Source organism: Roseomonas fluvialis, assembly GCF_022846615.1.
In the GTDB taxonomy this organism is placed as follows: Bacteria; Pseudomonadota; Alphaproteobacteria; order Acetobacterales; family Acetobacteraceae; genus Neoroseomonas; species Neoroseomonas fluvialis.
The window spans coordinates 2,054,803-2,074,545 of the sequence record NZ_AP025637.1 but is presented as its reverse complement, the minus strand read 5'-3'; the positions used below and the strand labels follow the sequence as shown (position 1 = coordinate 2,074,545).

At 72.4% G+C, this 19,743-nt stretch carries 18 protein-coding genes; 12 read left to right on the top strand and 6 right to left on the bottom strand.

Annotated elements, in window-relative coordinates:
- Positions 1–22 precede the first annotated feature (22 nt).
- The gene (locus MWM08_RS10065; protein ID WP_244459303.1) at positions 23–814 is read left to right on the top strand and encodes a transporter substrate-binding domain-containing protein; all 792 of its coding nucleotides are present in this window, start codon (positions 23–25) and stop codon (positions 812–814) included.
- Position 815: 1 nt separating this feature from the next.
- Here MWM08_RS10065 and MWM08_RS10060 read toward each other — a convergent pair whose 3' ends face one another.
- The 3 genes from MWM08_RS10060 to MWM08_RS10050 form a co-directional block, all read right to left on the bottom strand.
- Positions 816–1,121 carry a hypothetical protein gene (locus tag MWM08_RS10060; RefSeq protein WP_244459302.1) on the bottom strand — a complete coding sequence of 102 codons (306 nt, stop codon included), beginning with the start codon at positions 1,119–1,121 and terminating at the stop codon, positions 816–818.
- 80 nt (positions 1,122–1,201) lie between these two features.
- On the bottom strand, positions 1,202–1,756 hold the full coding sequence (locus MWM08_RS10055; RefSeq protein ID WP_244459301.1) for a cupin domain-containing protein: 555 nt from the start codon (positions 1,754–1,756) through the stop codon (positions 1,202–1,204).
- The gene (locus MWM08_RS10050; RefSeq protein WP_244459300.1) at positions 1,756–2,724 is read right to left on the bottom strand and encodes a S1C family serine protease; all 969 of its coding nucleotides are present in this window, start codon (positions 2,722–2,724) and stop codon (positions 1,756–1,758) included. The genes MWM08_RS10055 and MWM08_RS10050 overlap by 1 nt, the downstream gene beginning before the upstream one ends.
- Positions 2,725–3,046: 322 nt before the next feature.
- On the opposite strand from MWM08_RS10050, the gene MWM08_RS10045 reads away from it, so the two are divergent.
- The 6 genes from MWM08_RS10045 (at position 3,047) to MWM08_RS10020 (ending at position 10,701) form a co-directional block, all read left to right on the top strand.
- Positions 3,047–4,066 carry a phosphotransferase family protein gene (locus MWM08_RS10045; protein ID WP_244459299.1) on the top strand — a complete coding sequence of 340 codons (1,020 nt, stop codon included), beginning with the start codon at positions 3,047–3,049 and terminating at the stop codon, positions 4,064–4,066.
- The gene (eno, locus tag MWM08_RS10040) at positions 4,063–5,352 is read left to right on the top strand and encodes a phosphopyruvate hydratase (protein ID WP_244459298.1); all 1,290 of its coding nucleotides are present in this window, start codon (positions 4,063–4,065) and stop codon (positions 5,350–5,352) included. Before MWM08_RS10045 ends, eno begins: the two co-directional genes overlap by 4 nt.
- A 178-nt stretch (positions 5,353–5,530) precedes the next feature.
- Positions 5,531–6,469 carry an NAD(P)-dependent oxidoreductase gene (locus MWM08_RS10035; protein WP_244459297.1) on the top strand — a complete coding sequence of 313 codons (939 nt, stop codon included), beginning with the start codon at positions 5,531–5,533 and terminating at the stop codon, positions 6,467–6,469.
- 447 nt (positions 6,470–6,916) lie between these two features.
- Complete coding sequence (locus MWM08_RS10030) at positions 6,917–8,224, top strand: MATE family efflux transporter (protein ID WP_244459296.1); 1,308 nt, start codon at positions 6,917–6,919, stop codon at positions 8,222–8,224.
- Positions 8,225–8,377: 153 nt separating this feature from the next.
- Positions 8,378–9,508: a hypothetical protein gene (locus MWM08_RS10025; protein ID WP_244459295.1), complete on the top strand. Its 1,131-nt coding sequence runs from the start codon at positions 8,378–8,380 to the stop codon at positions 9,506–9,508.
- Complete coding sequence (locus MWM08_RS10020; protein WP_244459294.1) at positions 9,505–10,701, top strand: hypothetical protein; 1,197 nt, start codon at positions 9,505–9,507, stop codon at positions 10,699–10,701. The genes MWM08_RS10025 and MWM08_RS10020 overlap by 4 nt, the downstream gene beginning before the upstream one ends.
- Before the next feature lie 9 nt (positions 10,702–10,710).
- Here the strand turns inward: MWM08_RS10020 and MWM08_RS10015 are convergent, their stop codons facing one another.
- Together MWM08_RS10015 and MWM08_RS10010 are read right to left on the bottom strand one after the other, a co-directional pair.
- A complete protein-coding gene (locus MWM08_RS10015; RefSeq protein ID WP_244459293.1) occupies positions 10,711–11,943 on the bottom strand; it encodes an ABC transporter substrate-binding protein in 1,233 nt (410 codons plus the stop codon).
- Positions 11,944–12,011: 68 nt separating this feature from the next.
- Positions 12,012–12,425: a hypothetical protein gene (locus MWM08_RS10010; RefSeq protein WP_244459292.1), complete on the bottom strand. Its 414-nt coding sequence runs from the start codon at positions 12,423–12,425 to the stop codon at positions 12,012–12,014.
- Between the two features lie 116 nt (positions 12,426–12,541).
- On the opposite strand from MWM08_RS10010, the gene MWM08_RS10005 reads away from it, so the two are divergent.
- Complete coding sequence (locus MWM08_RS10005; RefSeq protein WP_244459291.1) at positions 12,542–13,948, top strand: phenylacetate--CoA ligase family protein; 1,407 nt, start codon at positions 12,542–12,544, stop codon at positions 13,946–13,948.
- A 272-nt stretch (positions 13,949–14,220) separates the two neighbouring features.
- Positions 14,221–15,675, top strand: coding sequence for an N-acyl-D-amino-acid deacylase family protein (locus tag MWM08_RS10000; RefSeq protein ID WP_244459290.1), 1,455 nt, complete (start codon positions 14,221–14,223; stop codon positions 15,673–15,675).
- A gap of 57 nt (positions 15,676–15,732) precedes the next feature.
- On the opposite strand, the gene MWM08_RS09995 is transcribed toward MWM08_RS10000, so the two are convergent.
- A complete protein-coding gene (locus MWM08_RS09995; protein ID WP_244459289.1) occupies positions 15,733–16,230 on the bottom strand; it encodes a RidA family protein in 498 nt (165 codons plus the stop codon).
- A 69-nt stretch (positions 16,231–16,299) separates the two neighbouring features.
- Here MWM08_RS09995 and MWM08_RS09990 point away from each other — a divergent pair, with 69 nt between their 5' ends.
- From MWM08_RS09990 to MWM08_RS09980, 3 genes are all read left to right on the top strand, one after another.
- Positions 16,300–16,884 (top strand): LysE family translocator, encoded by a 585-nt coding sequence (locus tag MWM08_RS09990; protein WP_244459288.1) that lies wholly within the window; start codon positions 16,300–16,302, stop codon positions 16,882–16,884.
- A 53-nt stretch (positions 16,885–16,937) separates the two neighbouring features.
- Positions 16,938–17,561, top strand: coding sequence for a protocatechuate 3,4-dioxygenase (locus tag MWM08_RS09985; protein WP_244459287.1), 624 nt, complete (start codon positions 16,938–16,940; stop codon positions 17,559–17,561).
- Between the two features lie 82 nt (positions 17,562–17,643).
- Positions 17,644–19,701: a DUF4139 domain-containing protein gene (locus MWM08_RS09980; protein ID WP_244459286.1), complete on the top strand. Its 2,058-nt coding sequence runs from the start codon at positions 17,644–17,646 to the stop codon at positions 19,699–19,701.
- Positions 19,702–19,743: the final 42 nt, after the last annotated feature.

The following is a 19,743-nucleotide window of genomic DNA, read 5'->3' as shown; positions in this document are numbered from 1 at the left end:
CGCCCACCCCGGAGACGCTTCCATGTTCCGCCGCACGCTCCCCGCCGCCGCGCTCGCTGCCGGCACCATCGCGATCCCGGCGCAGGCGCAGGCCCCGGCGGGGCGGCTCGCCGCCGTGCAGGCCGCCGGGCGCATCCGCATCGGCACCACCGGCGACTTCAACCCGATGACCGTGCGCGACCCCGCCACGCGCGAATATCGCGGCCATCAGATCGACTGCGCCCAGCAGTTGGCGCGCGACATGAACCTGCGCGCTGAGTTCGTCGCGACAGACTGGCGCACGCTGATCAACGGCCTGCAGGCCGACCAGTTCGACGTGGTGATGACGGGCACCTCGATCTCCGTGGCGCGCGCCATGGCGGCCGCCTTCACCCTGCCATGGGGGCGCACCGGCTTCATCCCCCTGGTACGCCGGCGGGATGCGACGAAGTTCGCCAATTGGGATGCGCTGAACGCCCGCGGCGTGACCATCGGCACGACGCTCGGCACCACGATGGAGCAGTTCGTCCAGCAGGCGTTGCCGAACGCCACGCTGCGGCGCGTGGAAAGCCCGGCGCGCGACTGGCAGGAACTGCTCGGCGGGCGCGTCGATGCGGCAATGACCAGCGTGATCGAGGCCGCCTTCCTCACGCGCGAATACCCCGACCTGGTCGCCATCTTTCGCGACACGCCGCGCAACCCGATCCCGATGGCGTTCATGGCGCCGGCGAACGATGCCGCCTGGCTGCGCTTCCTCGACACCTGGGTGACGCTGCGGATCGAAAGCGGATTTTTCGCCGAGATGGCGCGCAAATGGGGCCTGGCCGAGGCCTGAGTCAGCGCCGCGCGCGCACCGGGACCAGCACGGGCGTCACGCCTTGCCGCCGCCCGCCGCGGGGCGCGTCGTCGCGCCCGTCCTGCAGCATGACCGCCGCGCCGATCTGCACCGACCCGAAGGTCAGTCCGGTGAAGAACCACAGCAACCCGATCACCGGCAGCCCGCCCTCGCGCAGGATCAGGCGGCCGACGCCGCCCGGGTCGGCCCATAGCACCGCGCCCACGAAGATCGCGGCCAGGCCGAAGCCAACCAGCCCGTTAAGCACCATGAAGCGAACGGCGATCGGAACGCGGCGGAGCGACATGGCGGCCTCCCTGGCGAAGCCAAGATAGTCGCCGCACCGCCCGGGGCAACCACCGCCGGGCAGCGACCGGCACGGCGGAGCTACACAGCCTGCCGGCGAATCGCCTCCAGCACGGCGGGATCGATGATCGGCGCGGTGTCCCAGGGCGCTTCGGGCGGCGGGTCCAGCGTCTCGAATACGGTGGACAATTCGATCGCGCCGGTCTCCGCCGGGCGCGGATAGGGCGTGGGGTCGGGCGCACCCGCCACGCGCGGCTTGCCGATGCCGATGAAGAAATCCTCGAGCCCGGCTGGCACCAGCATCCACAGCATCCGGTACGGCGCGCCGCCATCGTTGATGAAGCCGTGGCGCACATGCGGCGGCGCCACCATGAAGGTGCCCGCCACGATCCGTCGCACCACGCCATCCAGGCGCGCGAGGCACTGCCCCTCGATGATCCAGAAGATCTCGGTCTGCGCCGGGTGCGCGTGCTCGCGGATCTTGCCGAGCGGCGGCAGTTCCTGGAGCCCGGCGGAAAACCCCGCCGGCGCGCCGGCGAAGCGTGGCGATGTCAGCACCTCGATCCAGCCATTGGCCGGCTGCGGTTGCCAGTGCTGTTCGCCCTGGCCGGGCGGGACGACCAGCATCCCTGCCATCAATGCATCCGCGGATGCTTGAGGAATGACATCCGGTCTGCCGAGACCACCGCGACATCGCGCGACCCGCGCGCGCGGCCGAGCTTCAGCTTCACCGTCGATCCCGCATGGCCGCAGGACCACACGGCGCGCCACAGCTCCGCCAGGTCGGTCACCACCGCGCCATCCACCGCCAGCACGCGGTCGCCGCTGCGCACGCCGGAATTCTCCGCCGGCCCGCCCGGCGCGAGCGAGGCGATCGCCACCCCTTCCTCATCCTCGGTGGCATAGAGGCCGAGCCACGGCCGCGCCGGCCGGTTCACCCGCCCCATGGTCACCAGGTCGTTCAGCACCGGGGACAGCCGATGCACCGGGATCACCATGTTGAGGTCGAGCCTGCGCCCTTCCTCGCCCTGCTGCAGGATCAGCGAACCGATCCCCATCAGCTTGCCATCCGGCCCGAACAGCCCCGCCCCGCCCCAGGACGGGTGCGCCGGCGCGGTGAACAGCGCGTCCTCGATCAGGTATTCCCAGTAGCCGGCGAAGGGCTGCCGCGCGACCAACTTGGCCGAGACCGCATGGCGGCGCCCGCCGGCCGCCGCCAGCATCACCGGCGCGCCGATCCGCACCGCCTCGCTGTCACCCATTTCGGCCGGGGTGACACCCAGCCGGCCCAGCGCCTGCACCAGGCCGAAGCCGGTCTCCTGGTCCACCGCCAGGGTATGGCCCGGCACGGCGCGGCCATCGGCATTGGTGATCCAGATGCCCTCGGCCTCGGTCACCAGGTAGCCGACCGTCAGCACCAGACCGTCGCGGATCACCACGCCGGAGCCCTCGCGCTCGGTGCCGAGCACGCGCGCGGTGAAGGCATCGGCCGGGACCTGGGTGCGCAACCCGACCACCTTGCCAAGCGCTTCCTCGATGTCGAAGGACCACTCGGTTGGGTCCGGCTGGAGGTGTTCGGGAATGTCCCACTCGTCCTTGGCCATGCTCGATCCGTCGGCGCCCCGCAGGTTGACCTGATGGTTCCTAGCATGGGTTACGGCAGGGCGCATGACGCGGATCGGGACCGGAATGCAAATCCGGTTGGTGATGCCCGCCATGCCGGGCATGCTGCCTGCGGGCCCCTCGCGGCGCGGGGCCCGGAAGCTCGGGAGGACACCGTGGCACCACTCCGCCGTCATCCGATCCGCCCACGGCGCGGAATCTTCCGCGCGCGCGCGCGACGCCAGGGGCGGAGGTCGCCGCGATGCGACGGCGTTTCGCGCCGCTGAGCAGCCCCAGACCCCGACCGTCATGCAGGAAGGCCTGATGCCCGCAGTGCTGCAGGCGATGCCGCCCGAGATGATCGAGGGGCTGCGCGCCATGGGCCTGCTCGCCCCCGATGCCATGGCGGAAGGGGAACCCCTGAGCGGCGGCGTGTCCTCCGACATCTGGCGCGTGGTGCTGCCCGATGGCCGCGAGATCTGCATCAAGCGCGCGCTGGCGAAGCTGAAGGTCGCGGCGGATTGGCGGGCGCCGGTGATCCGCAACCGCTACGAGGCACGCTGGCTGGCCCGCGCCGCCGAGGCCGCGCCGTGTTCGGTGCCCCGCCTGCTCGGCCAGCACGAGGCGACCGGCACGCTCGCGATGGAATGGCTGCCGCCGGCCGAACATCCGGTGTGGAAGGCGCGGCTGCGCGACGGGCACGCCGATGCCGGCTTCGCCGCCGAGGTCGGCCGGCGCATCGCGCGCATCCATTCCCATGCGGCGCGCAACCCGACCCTGTCGGCGGATTTCCCGACCGACCAGTTGTTCCACGCCATCCGGCTCGAACCCTACCTGGTCGCGACCGCGCGGGCGCATCCGGACCTCGCGGCGCCGCTCACCGCGCTGGTGGCGCGTACGGCGGCGACGAAGTTCACGCTGGTGCATGGCGATGTCAGCCCCAAGAACATCCTGGTCGGCCCGCGCGGGCCGGTGTTCATCGACGCGGAATGCGCCTGGTGGGGGGACCCGGCCTTCGACCTCGCCTTCTGCCTGAACCACCTACTCCTGAAATGCCTCTGGACGCCGCGCGCCGCCGGCGCCTACCTGACCTGCTTCGAGGCGCTGGCGACCGCCTACCTCGCGGGCGTGCAATGGGAAGCGCCGGCGACGCTCGAATTCCGCGCCGCCAGCCTGCTGCCCGGGCTGCTGCTAGCCCGCGTGGACGGCAAGAGCCCGGTCGAGTACCTGACGGACGACGCGGACAAGGACCGCGTGCGGCGCGTGGCTCGCGCGCTGCTGCTGGCGCCGCCGGACCGCCTCCGGACCGTGCGCGCCGCCTGGGGGGACGAGATCGGCGCATGAGTTCCACGACCATCGCTTCCGTGCGCGGCCGCCGCGTGTGGGACAGCCGCGGCCGGCCCACGGTGGAGGCCGAGGTGCGGCTCGCCGGCGGGGCGCGCGGCCTGGCCATCGCGCCCGCCGGCGCCAGCACCGGCAGCGGCGAGGCACTCGACCGCCGTGATGGCGGCACCGCCTTCGGCGGGTACGACGTGACCGGTGCCGTGGCCTCCGTGAACGACGAGATCGCGCCGCGCGTCATCGGCATGGATGCCGCCGACCAGGGCGCGCTGGATGCCGCGCTGATCGCGCTCGATGGCACGGCGAACAAGTCGCGGCTTGGCGCCAATGCGACGCTGGCGGTGTCGATGGCGGCGGCGCATGCGGCGGCGCACGCGCATGGCATGCTGCTGTGGAAGTACCTGGGCAGCGACGACGCGAGCCTGTTGCCGCTGCCGCAGATCCAGATCCTGGGTGGCGGCGCGCATGCCGGGCGGCGCGTCGACATCCAGGACTTCCTGGTGATCTGCCCGGAAGCGACATCCTTCGCGCAGGCACTGGACTGGACCGCCGAGGTCTATCGCGCCGCCGGCGGCATCATGAAGGATCGCGGCCTGCTGCAGGGCGTGGCGGATGAAGGCGGCTGGTGGCCCGCCTTCACGGCCAACGAACAGGCGTTGGAGACGCTGGTCGCCGCCATCGAGCGCGCCGGCTTCACGCCCGGCCGGCAGGTGGCGATCGCCCTCGACATCGCCGCCACCGATTTCGGCCGCGGCGGGCGCTACCGGCTCGGGCTGGAGGGGCGCGAACTGGATACCGACGGCATGATCCGCATGCTGCTCGGCTGGATCGACGCCTATCCCATCGCCTCGATCGAGGATCCGCTGGCGGAGGACGACGCCGCCGGCTTTGCCGCCTTTACGCGCGAAGTGGGCGACCGCATCCAGGTGGTGGGCGACGATTTCCTGGTGACCGACGCGGCGCGCGTGCGCGAGGCCGCGAAGACCGGCGCAGCGAACACCGTGCTCATCAAGCCCAACCAGCGCGGCACGCTGACCGAGACGAAAGCGGCCTGGGAGGCGGCGAAGGAGGTCGGCTACGCCGGCATCGTCTCGGCGCGATCGGGCGAGACGGAGGATGTCACCATCGTGCATCTCGCCCTGGGTTGGGGCGTGGGGCAGTTGAAGGTGGGGTCCTTCGCGCGGTCGGAACGCATGGCCAAGTGGAACGAGGCGCTGCGGATCGAGGAAGCGCTCGGCCCACGGGCGCGCTTTGCCGGGGGCGCCGTGCTCGGGCGGTCGCGGCGGTGAGGAGTCGGACGCCGCATTTTACGCGCTTTACGACTTTAGGACTTTACGCGCCCCGCCATCCCGCAGGTCAGGCGCGAAGTGCCCCGCGCGCAAGCGGCCGCGACGGCGGTCGGCGCAGCGGTGCTGTGGATATAATTCCTATAGCCTCGCTCCTGCCGCCGGATCAAGGCGAAACGCCGTGAAGGTGCTGCTGCATTACCGCGCCGGGCCGGGATTGGCGCAGCGCCTGGCCACGCTGCCGGGCATCGACCTGTCCGTCGTCTCCGACACCGATGAGGCCGCCTTCACCGCCGCGCTGCCGCAGGCCGACGCGATCTGGCATGTGCTGCGGCCGCTGACCGCCACGGACATCGCCGCCGCGCCGCGGCTGCGTCTGATCCAGAAGATCGGCGTCGGCGTGAACACCATCGACCTGGAGGCGGCGCGCGCGCGCGGCATCGCGGTGTGCAACCTGCCTGGCACCAATGCCCGCGCGGTGGCGGAACTGGCTCTTCTGCTGATGCTGGGCGCGCTGCGCCGCGTGACGCATTTCGATGCCGCCACGCGCGCCGGCAAGGGCTGGGCGCAGCCGCCTGCCCTGCAGGACAGCCTGTTCGAACTGGGCGGGCGCACCGTGGGGCTGGTCGGCTACGGCGCCATACCCGCGCTGCTGGCGCCCGTCCTCGCCGCGCTCGGCTGCCGGCTGCTCTATACGTCCACCGCGCCGAAGCCGGAGGCCGAGGGCAGCTACCGGACGCTCGCCGGGTTGCTGGCGGAAAGCGATGTGGTCTCCCTGCACATTCCCGAAACGCCGCAGACGCGCGGGCTGATCGATGCCGGCGCGATCGCGCGCATGAAGCGCGGCGCGGTGCTGGTGAACACCGCGCGCGGCGGGCTGGTCGACCAGGCCGCGCTGGTGGCCGCACTTCGGTCGGGGCATCTCGGCGCCGCCGGGCTCGACGTGTTCGCGCAGGAACCGGTCGACCCGGCCGATCCGCTGTTCAGCCTGCCCAACGTGGTGGTCACGCCGCACGTCGCCTGGATGACCACCGGGACCTTCGACCGGTCCTTCGCCATCGCGGCGGAGAATGTGCGGCGCCTGGCGGCGGGCGAAGCGCTGCTTCACCGCGTGGCGTGAAGAGACGTTGTTTCGCTGCAGGCGCCGGCGCGCAGGTTGGTCTGCCTCAAGCGCCGGCGCGCACATCCGTGCGCTTGGCTTGCGCGCCCTGCACTGTCGCACCGGGCAGGGCGGGCCGTCTGGGCGCGGTCTCGTTTCGCGCTTGCGGATCGCGGCAAGGCCGCGATCCGATGAGGTGGTGTGGGACCTTGGCTGGTGCACCATGGCACTCTGCGCAAGCGCCGGCGCGCACATCCGTGCGCTTGGCTTGCGCGCCGTGCACTGTTGCGCTGGGCAGGGCGGGCCGTCTGGGCGCGGTCGCGCTTCGCGCTCGCGGATCGCGGCAAGGCCGCGATCCGATGGGGTCGTGTCGGCCCTTGGCGGTTGCGCCATGACGCCCTGCACCAGGGCATCCAAGGCGCGGGCGCTGCGTCGATCGGATGCGGCCGTCATGATCACGCGCGCCCCATGACCCCCGCCCCCGCCCCGGTCGTCGAGATCGCGCGCCTGTCGGCCCCCACCATCCTGGTCACCTTCGTCCAGGCCATCGCCCAGACCACCGAGGCCGCGCTGATCGGCCGCCTGGGAACCGAGGCGCTGGCCGGCTACGCGCTGGTGCTGCCGCTGCTCATGCTCATGCAGATGACCTCGGGCGGGGCCATGGGCGGCGGCGTGGCGGCCGCCGTGGCGCGCGCCATCGGCGCCGGGCGGCGCGACGAAGCCGCGGCGCTGGTCAAGCACGCGGTGGTCATCGCGCTCGGGATGGGCGTGCTGACCAGCGTGCTCGCACTCGGCTTCGGCCCCGCACTGTTCCGCGCCGTGGGCGGCACCGGGGCCACGCTGGAACACGCGCTTACCTATGCGGGCATCCTGTTCGCCGGCGCGGTGCTGGTGTGGCTCGCGAATATCCTGGGATCGGTGTTGCGCGGGGCGGGGCGGATGCGCCTGCCGGCCACCATCATGACGGCCTGCTGGGTGCTGGAGGCGCCGCTGTCGGGCTTGTTGATGCTGGGCTTCGGCTGGGGGATGGCGGGGGCGGCCATCGCCTACCTGGTCACCTTCGCCGCGGCCGCGGTGAGCATGGGCGTGGTGATCCTGCGCGGCGGCGCGGGCTTCGTGCCAGACCTGCGCGCGCCGCTGCGGGCCGACCTGTTCCGCCGCATCCTCGCGGTCGGCGTGGTGGCAACTGTCATGGCCACCATCGCGAACCTGACCGTGGTGCTGATGACCGCGCTGGTGGCGCGCCACGGCACCGCGGCCATCGCCGCCTATGGCGTGGGCGTGCGGCTCGAATTCCTGATCATCCCGCTCGGCTTCGGGATCGGCGTGGCGCTGACCTCATTGGTCGGGCGGCGCGTGGGGGCGGGGGACTGGGCCTCGGCGCGCGCCACCGCCTGGCGCGGGGCGGCGATCGCGGGCGGGCTGGCGGGGGGCATCGGCGTGCTGGCGGCGATCTTCCCGCATCCGCTGGCGCGGCTGTTCGCCGGCGATCCCGAGGTGCAGGCGGCGATCGTGGTCTATCTGCGCTGGGTCGGGCCGTCCTTCGGGCCGTTCGGCCTGGGCATGGCGCTGTATTTCGCCTGCCAGGGGGCGGGGCGGATGCGCGGGCCCTTCGCCGCCTCGGTCTCGCGCCTGGTGTTCGCGGTGGGCGGCGGCTGGGCGCTGGCGGAATTCACCGATACCGGGCTGCCCGGTGCCTTCGCGGCGATCGGGCTGGGGCTCTCGGCCTATGGGGTGCTGGTGGCGGTGTCGGTGCGGCCGGGGGTGTGGCGGTAGCGCCTGATCGCAATCAGGTGGGCTCACCTGGTCGGGTGGGAAGGTTCGGCAAGACACCCGGCGCGCGGCGCTGACGCGCGCCAAGGCGAGCGGCAGCGGCTCTCGTGCGGCGCGCAACGGCTCCTTTACCCGTTGACGCGATACTGCGCAGGCATGAGCGATGTGCGCACCGATGTCCTCGAGCGTTTCGGCACCGCGGCCTACCAGCCGGCGACCTTCCTCGACCGCGGGGTGACGGTGCCCTTCACCACGCCCTTCCTGCTGGGCGCGCGCATCCGCCCCAACGAAAGCCGCGCGGGGCTCGAGGTGGTGATCACCAACCCGTCCGGCGGTCGCGGCAACTACATCGTGCCCTGGCCCGCCCTGCCCGAGATCTGCTCGCCCACGCTGCACGACCGCCGGCTGTGGCAGCGCCTGTCGGACCAGCCCGTGGTCTCCCCGCCCACGGTGCGCGAGACGGCGCGCGCCGTCGCCGCCGAGGGCCTGGCCGGGCGCGAGGCCGCCGCCGCCGTGGCACGCGCGGTCAACGAGGACGGCGCGGCGCGCATGCGGGCGAACTTCCTGCTGCTGCTCGACCTGATCCGCCGCACCGAATCGCGAGAGGAAGCGGTGGTGCCGCCGCAGGCCGACACGCCCGCGAACATCGAGCAGCGGGCGCGCCGCGCGGTGGCGCGCTTCGCCCCGCGCCTGGGCGTGAGCGCCGAGATCATCGCCGCCTGGCTCGAAGCCATCGCGGCGGCCTTCTGCGGCGTGGGCATCCCCGGCGACACGAGCGTCTCGCGCGCGCGCGGCCTGGTCCATGCGCTGCAGACCATGATCGGCGAGATCGAATTGTTCGTCGCGCAATCCCCCGACCCGGGCGAGCAGCATGCCGCGGTGCTGGTGGTGGATGCGGCGCGCCTGACGCTCGGCTGCGCCAATGCCGCCTTCAAGGACCTTGATGGCCTGCTGTCCGACACGCCGAGCCTGCTGCGCGGCTGGCGCGAGGATTCGACCGATCTCGGCCGGCGCGCCTCGCGCCCCGACTGGCTGCTCGATGGCTGGCACGTCATCACGGAACTCTGGCGCGATGCCGACCCGACCCTGCGCGAGGGCGCGCTGTGGGAGATGGCGCTGCTCGCCCCCGTCATGCCGCGCGAGGTCGAGGAATGGCTCGGCATCGAGGAGGACTGGGACCGGCCGACGCGCATGCGCCGCGTGGTCCGCGCGAACGAGGATTGGCGCAGCGGGCGCATGCTCGACATCGTCGCGCGCAACGAACGCCTGAGGTCGCGCGCCGCATGACCGTATCGCTGTCCGCCGAGCATCGTCGCCTGACCCATGCGGTGGCCTCGGCCTCGGATGATGCGCTGGCGCGCGTGGTCGCGGTGTTCGACCGCATGGCCGACCGGCGCGAGGCGGACCGGTTGCTCGATGCCGCGCGGCCGCGGCTGCGCCGGCTGCGTCCGCCGCGACCGATCGCCTTCACGCGGCTGCTGTTCCTGCCGCTCGATGGCGTCATCATGGATTCGCGCGCCTGGAAGCGGGCCGATGGCGGGCTGCCGCGCAGTGCGCTCCCGGCGCTGGGGGATGCGGTGCGGATCGCGATGGGCCATGAGGCCACGGCGATCGAAGCCGCCTTCGCCGGGCGCAGCTTCGCCGACCTGGCCGTGGTGGACGCGGCCGGGCGGCAATTGTGGCGCGCGGCAGGGAATGCCAGCCTGGCGCCGGCGCCGAGCTGGTCCGGGACCGGGCTGGGCGAGGCCGAGTTCCGGCACTGCGCGGCGCTCGCGGCCGGGGTCTGGCGCCATGCCGACCCGCTGTGGAACGCGCTGCTCGATGCCCGCGACGGGCCGCCGGATGCGCTGGTGCAGGCCGCGCTGCTGCAGGCCGCGCAGGAGGACGCGTCGGTGATCGAGGCGATCCTCGCGACCATCCTGACCAAGGCGGCCAGGCCCGGGTCGGTCGTCTCGGCCGCGGCGGCGGCGCGCGTCGGGCCGGCGGGGGTGGCGGACCGCGTGCTCGACCAATGGATCGACGAATGTCGGCCGGATCTGTCGGTCAGCGACCCGCAGGGGGCCGCGCAGCTCGCCGAGGAATTCGCCGAGGCGATCGAAGACCTGGAGGGGTCGGCCGCCGGGCGCCGCCCCGAACGACGCGGCCGCGTCGCCGCGCTGCGCCGGACGGTGGGCGAGGCCTGCCGCAATGCCTTCGCGGAATCGACCACGCACCACCTGATCGAACCGCTGGCCAAGGCGGGTGCGCGGCTGGACGATGCCGGCATCCGCGCCATGGAGACGACGGCGCGCAGCCTGCGGCGGCTCGAGACCGCGGGGCGCGCGCTGGGCGGTGCCAGCGCCTACGACGCGGCGCTGCGCCGCGTGACCGACAGCTTCGCCGTGCTGCGTGGCAATCCGCAGTCGAACGTCGCGGACCTCGCGCGGCTGACCGAGATCCTGGCGGGGCCGGAGGCGGCGCTGAAGCTGCTGGACGGCTGACCCGCCGGGTCAGGTCCTGACCAGCGGGCAGCCGCCCTCGGCGATGGGGCGGAAGGCGTCTTCGGCCGGCACGGTGGCGCGCAGCTTGTAGAAATCCCACAGCCCGCGGCTTTCCGACGGCGCCTTCACCTCGAACAGGTAGGCGGGGTGGATCTTGCGGTTGTCCTCGCGGATGCGTCCGGGGCCGAAGGCGTCGTCGTCGGTGGGCATGCGCTTCATCGCCTCGATCACCGCCATGCCCGACTGCTTGGCGCGCGCGACGCCGACCTCCGTCACCGCCTTGAGGTAGTGGATGCAGCAGGAATAGGTGCCGGCGTGTTCCTGGTTGGGCATGTTGTCGGGCGTGCGGCGTAGGATGCGCTGCGCAAGGCCGCGCGTGCGGTCATTGAGGTCGTGGTAGAAGACCTCGCTCATCACCATGCCCTGCGCGGCCTCGAGCCCGATGCCGCGGATATCCTGCACGAACATGATCATGCCCGCGAGCTGCGCGCCGCGGCGCGTCAGGCCGAATTCATGCGCCTGCTTGACGCAGTTCACCATGTCGCCGGCCGCCATTGCCAGGCCCACCACCTTGGCGCGCGAGGCCTGCGCCTGCAGCAGGTAGCTGCTGAAGTCCGTCGTGCCCGGGAAGGGGTAGCGCGCCGCACCGGCCACGCGCCCGCCGGCGCGCTGCACGAAGCCGCCGGTGTCGCGTTCGAGCTGGTGGCCGAAGGCGTAGTCGGCGGTGATGAAGTACCAGGAATCGCCGCCTGAACGCACGGTCGCACCACCCACGACGTTCGCGAACATCCAGGTGTCGTAGGTCCAGTGGATGGTGTGGGTGCTGCATTGCGCGCCGGTCAGCGCGGAGGTCGCCGCACCGGACGCCAGCTGCACCTTGTCCTTCTCGCGCACCAGGTTGGCGACGGCGAGGGCGATGGCGGAATTGTTCACCTCGCACATCATGTCGACGCCGTCCTGGTCGATCCAGCGGCGTGCCAGGGCCAGCGCGGCGTCGGGGCGGTTCTGGTGGTCGCCCTGCAGCACCTCGACCCTGATGCCGCGCTGCGCGAGGCCGAGATCCTCCACGGCTTGCTGTGCCGCAGCCAGGCTGGTGGGGCCGGAAGTGGAGCGGTAGGGCCCCGAGAAATCCGCCAGCACGCCGATGCGGATCACCTGGTCCTGCGCGCGGGCGCGCGGCGCGCCGGTCAGGGTCGCGGCGGCGGCGCCGCCCAGGAGGTGGCGGCGGTCGATGCTGGTCATTGCGTTTCCCCGTCGTGCTTCGTATCGGCGAAGCTTCACGGGCGACCGCGCGCGATGCAAGCGCGGTGTCAGAAGCGGAAGTTGAGGCTCACCCCGGGGCTCGGCGCGTAATACACGGGCGGCGGCGGCGCGTAGTAATAGGCGCGCGGCGGCGGCGCGTAATACACCGGCGGCGGCGGGCGGTAGTACCGCGGCGGCGGCGGCGCGTAGTAGTAGGCGCGCGGCGGCGGGCCATACCCATAGCCATAGCCACGATCCCCGCGTCGCCAGCGGCCGCGGCCGCCCTCCCCGCCCTCGCCCACCGGCAGCAGCGCGGATTGGCGGGTCTGCGGCACATCCAGGAATCCGCTGGCACCGGCGCGCACCAGCGTGACGCCGGCGCCCTCGGTAAGGTCGGCTGCGGCGGCGGGCATGGCGGCCGCGCCGAAGGTGACATGCACCACGCCGAGCAGAACGGCGCTGATCGCCACGGGTCGCATCACTGTGGGTATCTCCCTTCCGCTGCATTCAACGCATGGCGTCCTGGGTTTCATCCTGCCATGGCGGCTTCATGGCAGTCCTGTCATGTGCGGGACACGATATCGGGAGATCACGCCGCATGCGAAGCGACACGCCGCCGATCGACGTGGTCTCCGCCATGCCGGGCATTGCCTGGCCCGCGCTGCCGGCCGGGCCGGGGGCGGCGCTGCTGGCGCTGCTGTTCCAGTTGCAGGGCACGCAATGGTGGCCGGCGGAGCGCATCGCGCGCGCACAGCGGCGGCAATTGGCAGCGCTGCTGGCACATGCGCGCGCGCAGGTGCCCTTCTACGCGTCCCGCCTGCCAGCCGCGCTGCCCGACCCTGACGATGCCGAAGCCTTCGAGGCCGCCTGGCGGGCCATCCCGGTTCTGACGCGCGACGAGATCCAGGCCGCGGATGCCAGCGAAGCGATGCTCGCCGACCATCTGCCCCCGGGGCATGGCGAGTTTCGCGAGGTCTTCACCTCGGGCTCGACCGGCCGGCCGGTGCGCGCGGTGCGCAGCCAGGTCTGGGAACTTGTCTGGAGCGCCTTCACGCTGCGCGACCACCTGTGGCATCGCCGCGACCTGACCGGCCGCATGGCCGTGATCCGCGAGAGCGGGCACGGCAAGGCGGCGTATCCGGAGGGCGATTCGCAGCAGGGCTGGGGCTTCTCCAGCGCCGGGCTTTTCGAATCGGGCCGCCTCGTCAGCCTGAACGTCACCACCCCGCCGGATCTCCAGGCGGAATGGCTGGCGCGGCAGGACCCGGACTACCTGCTCTCGCATCCGACCATCCTGCTGGCGCTGGCCGCGCAGGCGCCGCGTCCGGCGCGGCTGCGCCAGGTGATCTGCATCGCCGAGACGCTGCGCCCGGCTGCCCGCACGGCGATCCAGGCGGCCTGGGGCGTACCGGTGGTCGACATCTACAGCACGCGCGAGGCCGGCTATCTCGCGCTGCAATGCCCCGACCATCCGGGCCACCACCACATCCAGTCCGAGGGCGTGCGGGTCGAGGTGCTGCGCGACGACGGCGCGCCCTGCGCCCCGGGCGAGACCGGGCGCGTGCTGGTGACGCCGCTGCACAACCTGGCGATGCCGCTGGTCCGCTACGACATCGGCGACGCCGCGGAAGTCGGCCCACCCTGCCCCTGCGGGCGTGGGCTGCCGGTGATCACGCGCATCCTGGGGCGGCGGCAGAACATGCTGCGCCTGCCGGGGGGCGGGCGGCGCTGGCCGTTGCTGTCCTCGGGCGACCTGGCGGGGCTGGTGGCCGCGGTGCCGGGGCTGCGGCAGTACCGGATCGTGCAGACGGCGCTGGAGGCGCTGCGGGTCGAGGTGGTCGCGCCGGCGCCGCTGACCGAGGGCGAGGTTGCTGCCACGGCCGCCTGGGCGCGGGCGAAGTTCGGCGAGGGCTTCGCGGTGAGCGTGCGGCACCTTGCGGACCTGCCGCGCAGCGCCGCGGGCAAGGCGGAGGATTTCGTCTGCGAGGTGCCGGAGGACGCCTGACATGCCCGGCGCCGGACGGCACGTCCGCCGGCGCTGCGCGGCACGCCGGCGAAGGTGTCGCAACGCGTCGTGGGCAACCACTGCGGCGCCAGGCGGCATCGCGCAGCGGCCGATGGGCTGAACCACCGCGACGCCGCCGCCATCCACGCGCGTTCAACCGGGGTGCGTCAGGCGCAGCCGGGCAGCCGCAGCCAGCGCGTTGCGCCGGGGCTTCCGCGCCCGGCGGCGCCGCGCCATGCTCGCGCGTCACGATTGTCCGGAAGACCCCGACCATGGCGCTGCGCTGCGACCTCATCATCCGCGATGCCACCATCTTCGACGGCACGGGCGGGCCGCGCCGGCGGGGCGACGTGGGCGTCACCGGCGACCGCATCGTCGCGGTGGGCGACCTGGGCGGTGCCAGCGCAGATCGCGAGATCATGGCGCATGGCCGCGCCCTCGCCCCAGGCTTCATCGACGCCCACACGCATGACGACCGCGCGGTGATGTGCGGGCCCGACTGCATGACCTGCAAGATCAGCCAGGGTGTCACCACCGTGGTGGTCGGCAATTGCGGCGTGAGCCTCTCCCCCGCGCGCTTCAAGCGCCTGCCGCCGCCGCCGCTCGACCTGATCGGCGAGGAAGGCTGGTGGCGCTTCGACAGCTTCGGCGACTACGCGCATGAGCTGAAGAAGCGCGGCAGCGAGGTGAACACCTACGCCCTGGTCGGCCACCAGACCATGCGCGTCGAGGCCATGGATGGCGACGTGATGCGCGTGGCCAAGGATTCCGAGATCGAGCACATGCGCCTGCGGGTGAAGAACTCGCTGGCCGAGGGCGCGTCGGGCTTCTCCACCGGCCTGTACTACCCGCCCAACATGCATGCGACGACCGAGGAAGTGATCGCGGTGGCCGAACCGCTGCGCGCCATGGGCGGCATCTATGTCACGCACATGCGCGACGAGGCCGACCGGGTGCTGGCTTCGATCGAGGAAACGGCGAAGATCGGCAAGCGCGTCGGCGTGCCGGTCTGGGTCAGCCATCACAAATGCTCGATGCCGGAGAACTATGGGCGATCGACGCAGACGCTGCCGCTGATCGAGGCAATCAACCAGACCCAGGACATGTTCTTCGACATGTACCCCTACCCGGCGGGCTCCACCGTGCTGATGCCCGATCGGCTGCGCGACGACGTGAAGGTGATGATCACCTGGTCGATCCCGCATCCCGAGATGGCGGGGAAGTATCTGAGCGACATCGCGCGCGGCTGGAACACCGATATCCGCATGGCAGCCGAACGCCTGCTGCCGGCAGGCCAGGTCACCTGGCAGATGGACGAGGAAGACGTGCGGCGGATCATGGCGCATCCGATGTCGGTGATCGGGTCGGACGGCATCCCGCACGACGCGCATCCGCATCCGCGGCTGTGGGGGACGTTTCCGCGCGTGCTCGGGCTTTATGCTCGCGAGCTGCGGCTGTTCAGCGTGGAGACGGCGATCCACAAGATGACGGGGCGCACGGCGTCGCTGTTCGGGATGCTCGACCGCGGGGAGATCCGCGAAGGGGCCTATGCCGACCTGGTGCTGTTCGACGCGGATACCGTGATCGACCGCGCGACCTTCGAGGACCCCAAGCAAACCAGCCACGGGATCGAGGAAGTCTGGGCGAACGGCACTCCGACTTACGTCGCAGGCAAGGGCGCCACCGGCGAAAAGCCCGGCAGGCTGGTCACGCGCAACCGGGTGTAGCGGGGGCGCCGCCCCCGGACCCCCACCGGGGTGACAGTGTCACCCCGGACCCCGCCATCAATCGAGAACGCGGAAGATCGCCTCGATCTCCACCGGGATCTGGTTCGGCAGGCTCACGAACCCCACGGCCGATCGCGCGTGCTTCCCGTTCTCCCCCAGCACCGCCACGAACAAGTCGGAACAGCCGTTGATGACCTTCGGATGATCCGTGAACTCCGGCGTCGCATTCACCATCCCCAGCACCTTCACGCAGCGCAGCTTCGACAGCCCGCCCGCGCCCTCCGCCGCGGCCGCCAGCAACCCGAGGCCGACAAGACGCGCATACCCATACGCATCCTCGACACTCATCTCGCTCGGCACCTTTCCGCGCACCGGCACGCCATCCGGCCGCCGCGGCCCCTGCCCGCTCGTCCACAGCATGTCGCCCTCACGCCGCCAGGGCACGTAGCTGCCGATCGGCTTCGGCACCGGCGGCAGCGTCAATCCCAGCGCCGCCAATCGCTGTTCGGGTGTATCCTCGGCCATCGCTTCCTCCTCGAACTCGGACCCCGCCATGCGACACGCGCAACGCCGCCCCGGCAAGAGCGCACGTGTATGTCAGTATTACTGACCTAAAATCGCCCCATGGACCACCTCGCCCTGCTCGGCTTCGCCATCGCCATGTCGGTCACGCCGGGACCGAACGTGCTGATGGTCGCGGCCGGCGCCGCCAATGCCGGCGTGCGCGCCACCGTGCCGCATATGTGCGGCATCGCGATCGGCTTCGGCGCCATGCTGCTGATCGTGGGGCTCGGCCTCGCCGCACCCTTCGCCGCGCTGCCCTGGCTGCACACCGCGCTGAAATGGGGCGGGGCGGCATGGCTGCTGTTGCTGGCCTGGAAGATCGCCCGCGCCGGCGCACCGGGCGAAGGGCCACCGAAGCCGCCGCTCGGCTTCGTCGGCGCCGCGCTGTTCCAGTGGGTGAACCCGAAGGCGTGGATGATCGCCCTAGCTGCCATTCCCACCTTCACCACGCCGGATGGCGACATGCTGCGCCAGTCGCTGACCATCGCCGGCGCCTTCGCGCTGGTGGGCTTTCCCTGCACGTTGGTCTGGGCGCTGCTGGGTGCAGGTGCCTCGCGCCTGCTGCGCACGGATCGCGCGCTGCGCGGCTTCAACATTGCCATGGCGGTCCTGCTGGTGCTCTCGCTGATCCCGGCGCTGCGCTGACACGTCGCACTTCGTCACACCGCGTCGCGCGCATCCGCGGCAGGATGGCGCGCATGACGCTCCGCATCCTTCGCCGCCCGCTGCTCGGCGCCGCACTGCTGCTGCCGCTGCCCGCCCTTGCGCAGGGGCGCGTCGAGACACCGCGCCAGACCCGTGGCCCCTTCTACCCCGTGGCCTTCCCCGCCGACAACGATGCCGACCTGGTGCGCGTGCAGGGCGCCGCTGCGCAGGCCATGGGCACCGTCGCGCATCTGCGCGGCCGCGTGACCGACACGGCAGGCAGTGCCGTGGCGGGTGCGCTGGTCGAGATCTGGCAATGCGACGCGCAGGGCATCTATCGCCATCCGCGCGCGCCCGACACGCAGCGCTTCGACGCCAACTTCCAGGGCTATGGCCGCGTGCTGACGGACGCCAGCGGCGCCTATGCCTTCCGCACGCTGCGCCCCGCGCCCTATCCGGGCCGCACGCCGCATATCCATGTGCAGGTCACGCGCGCGGGCGGTGCGCCCTTCGTCACGCAGTTCTACGTCGCGGGCGAACCGCTCAACGCGCGCGACGGGCTGCTGAATGCGATCCGCGACCCGCGCGCGCGCGATGCCGTGATCCTGCCCTTCATCCCCGCCGATCGCATCGAGGCCCGCGCGCTGCTGGCGCAGGGCGACATCGTGCTCGGCTGAAGCGCTTCACGCGCCGCACGCCCGAGCGCTGGACCGCGCCGGGCGGGCGCGCCTACGCTCCGCGCCGGAGAAGGACACCGCCATGCGCCGCCTGACACTCGCCTTTCTGCTGAGCGCGACCACCGCGCTCGCCACCGAATTGCCGGTGCGCAGCGTGACACTCTCCTCCGCGGGCCTCGCGCAGGTGGAACGCGCGGGGGAGGTGCCGGCGGATGGGTCCGTCACCTTCCGCGCACCGACCGACGACGTGGACGACCTGCTGCGCAGCCTGATCGTGGTGGATACCGCCGGCACCGTCGAAGGCCTGCGCCTGCCCGCCCGGGACCTGGCCGGCGAGGCCTTCCGCGGCCTGCCGCTGCGCCCCGACGATTTCGAAAGCCGCGTGCGCTTGCTCTCGGCCCTGCGCGGGCAGGAAGCCGAGGCCGGCGGCGCGCGTGGGCGCATCGCCGATGCCGCCGAGGTGCCGCCTGTGGCGGGCACGCCGGGCGGGCTGCGCCTCACGCTGATCACACCCACGGGCCTTCGCACCGTGGTGCTGCGGGAGGGCGACGAGGTCACACTGACCGACACCGGCCTGGCCGCGCGCGTCGCCCGCGCGGCGGAGGCGCTGGCCGCCGCACGGTCCAACGACGAACGCCGCATCGAAATCCGCCTGCGCGCCGACCGGGCGCGGCAGGTGGCGGTGCTGTATGTGGCGGGCGCGCCGCTGTGGAAGCCGTCCTACCGCCTGCTCGTCCCGCCAATGGGGGCCCCTGCGGCCACGCCCACCAACGCGCGGCTGCAGGGCTGGGCGGTGGTCGAGAACGGGTCCGGCAGCGACTGGGATTCGGTGCGCCTGGCGCTGGTCTCGGGCGAGGCGGCCGCCTTCCGCCAGCGCATCTACGACCCGATCACGGTCGCACGGCCCGAAATGCCGGTGCGCGTCGCGGGCGCGGTGATGGTCACGCCGGACACCGGCGGGCGGCCCGTGCCGATCCCCGCACCGGCGCCGGCGGCCATGCCCCCGGCGATGGTCATGGCCGCGCCGGCGCCACAGATGGCCGCCCGCGCGCGCGCCCCGGATGCGCCTGGCGCGGCTCTCGGCGGTGCGCCCGCGCCGCCCGCCACGGCCGCCACGGCCGAGGCCTCGGCCGGGCGCGTCGCCTTCGTGCTGGCGGAACCCGTCACCATCCGCGCGGGCGAGACGGCGAACGTCCCGTTCCTCGATGTCCGCCTGCCGGCCGAACGCGTCTGGTGGATCCAGGACCTGACGGCGCGCTATCCGCTGCAGGCGGTGCGCATCCGCAATGCATCCCAGCACACGCTGCCTGATGGACTCGCCACCGTGTACGGAGCCGAGGGCCCGGAAGCAGGCGTGTTCCTGGGCGATGCCGAAATCCGCGCCATGCCCGCGGGCGACGGGCGCATCCTGGCCTTCGCGCGCGACCGCGACGTGCAGTTCAGCCAGGCCGGGACCACCACCGAACGCCCGGTGCGCATCGCGCTGCGCCGCGGCTTCGTGGCGATCGAGGTGCTGCGGCGCGAGGAAACCGCTGTCGCGATCGACCCCCGCGGGGCGCGCGGCACGCTGGTGATCGACGTGCCCCGCCGCCCCGGCGCCGATCCTCGCTTCACCATCGTGAGTGAAGGCGATTTCGGCCTGCGGCACGAAGTCGTGCTGGACGGGTCCGCGCAGACCCTGCGCCTGCCCTTCGAGCGTACCGTCCGCCAGGACATCCCGCTGTACGACACCTCGCTCGGCGAACCGATGCTGCTGCGCTGGCAGCAATTCGACATCGAGCAGAACCTGCGCCGCCTGCCCGGCGGCCCCGGCACCATGGAACGCCTGCAGGAGATCCTGGCCCGCACGCCGGAGGCGGTGCCCGGGCGCGCCGACCTTGCCGCCGTGGTCGAAGCGATGGGCGACCTGCGCCGCCTGCTCGACGAAGCACGGCTGCGCGCACGCACCTACCGCACCGCAGACCAGGCGCTGGCCCGCGCCCGCCAGGCCGCCGAAGACCGCACCGGCCCGGAACAACAGGAAGCGCGCCGCCGGCTGAACCAGGCGAGCCGCGAAGCCGACGCCGCGGGCACGGCCGCCGACCAGGCGTGGGAGGCGTGGCAGCGCGGGGTGGTGGCGCTGCTCCAGCGCGGGTCGTAACGCGGAGGGGGCTTTGCCCCCTCCGGACCTCCCCCACCAGGG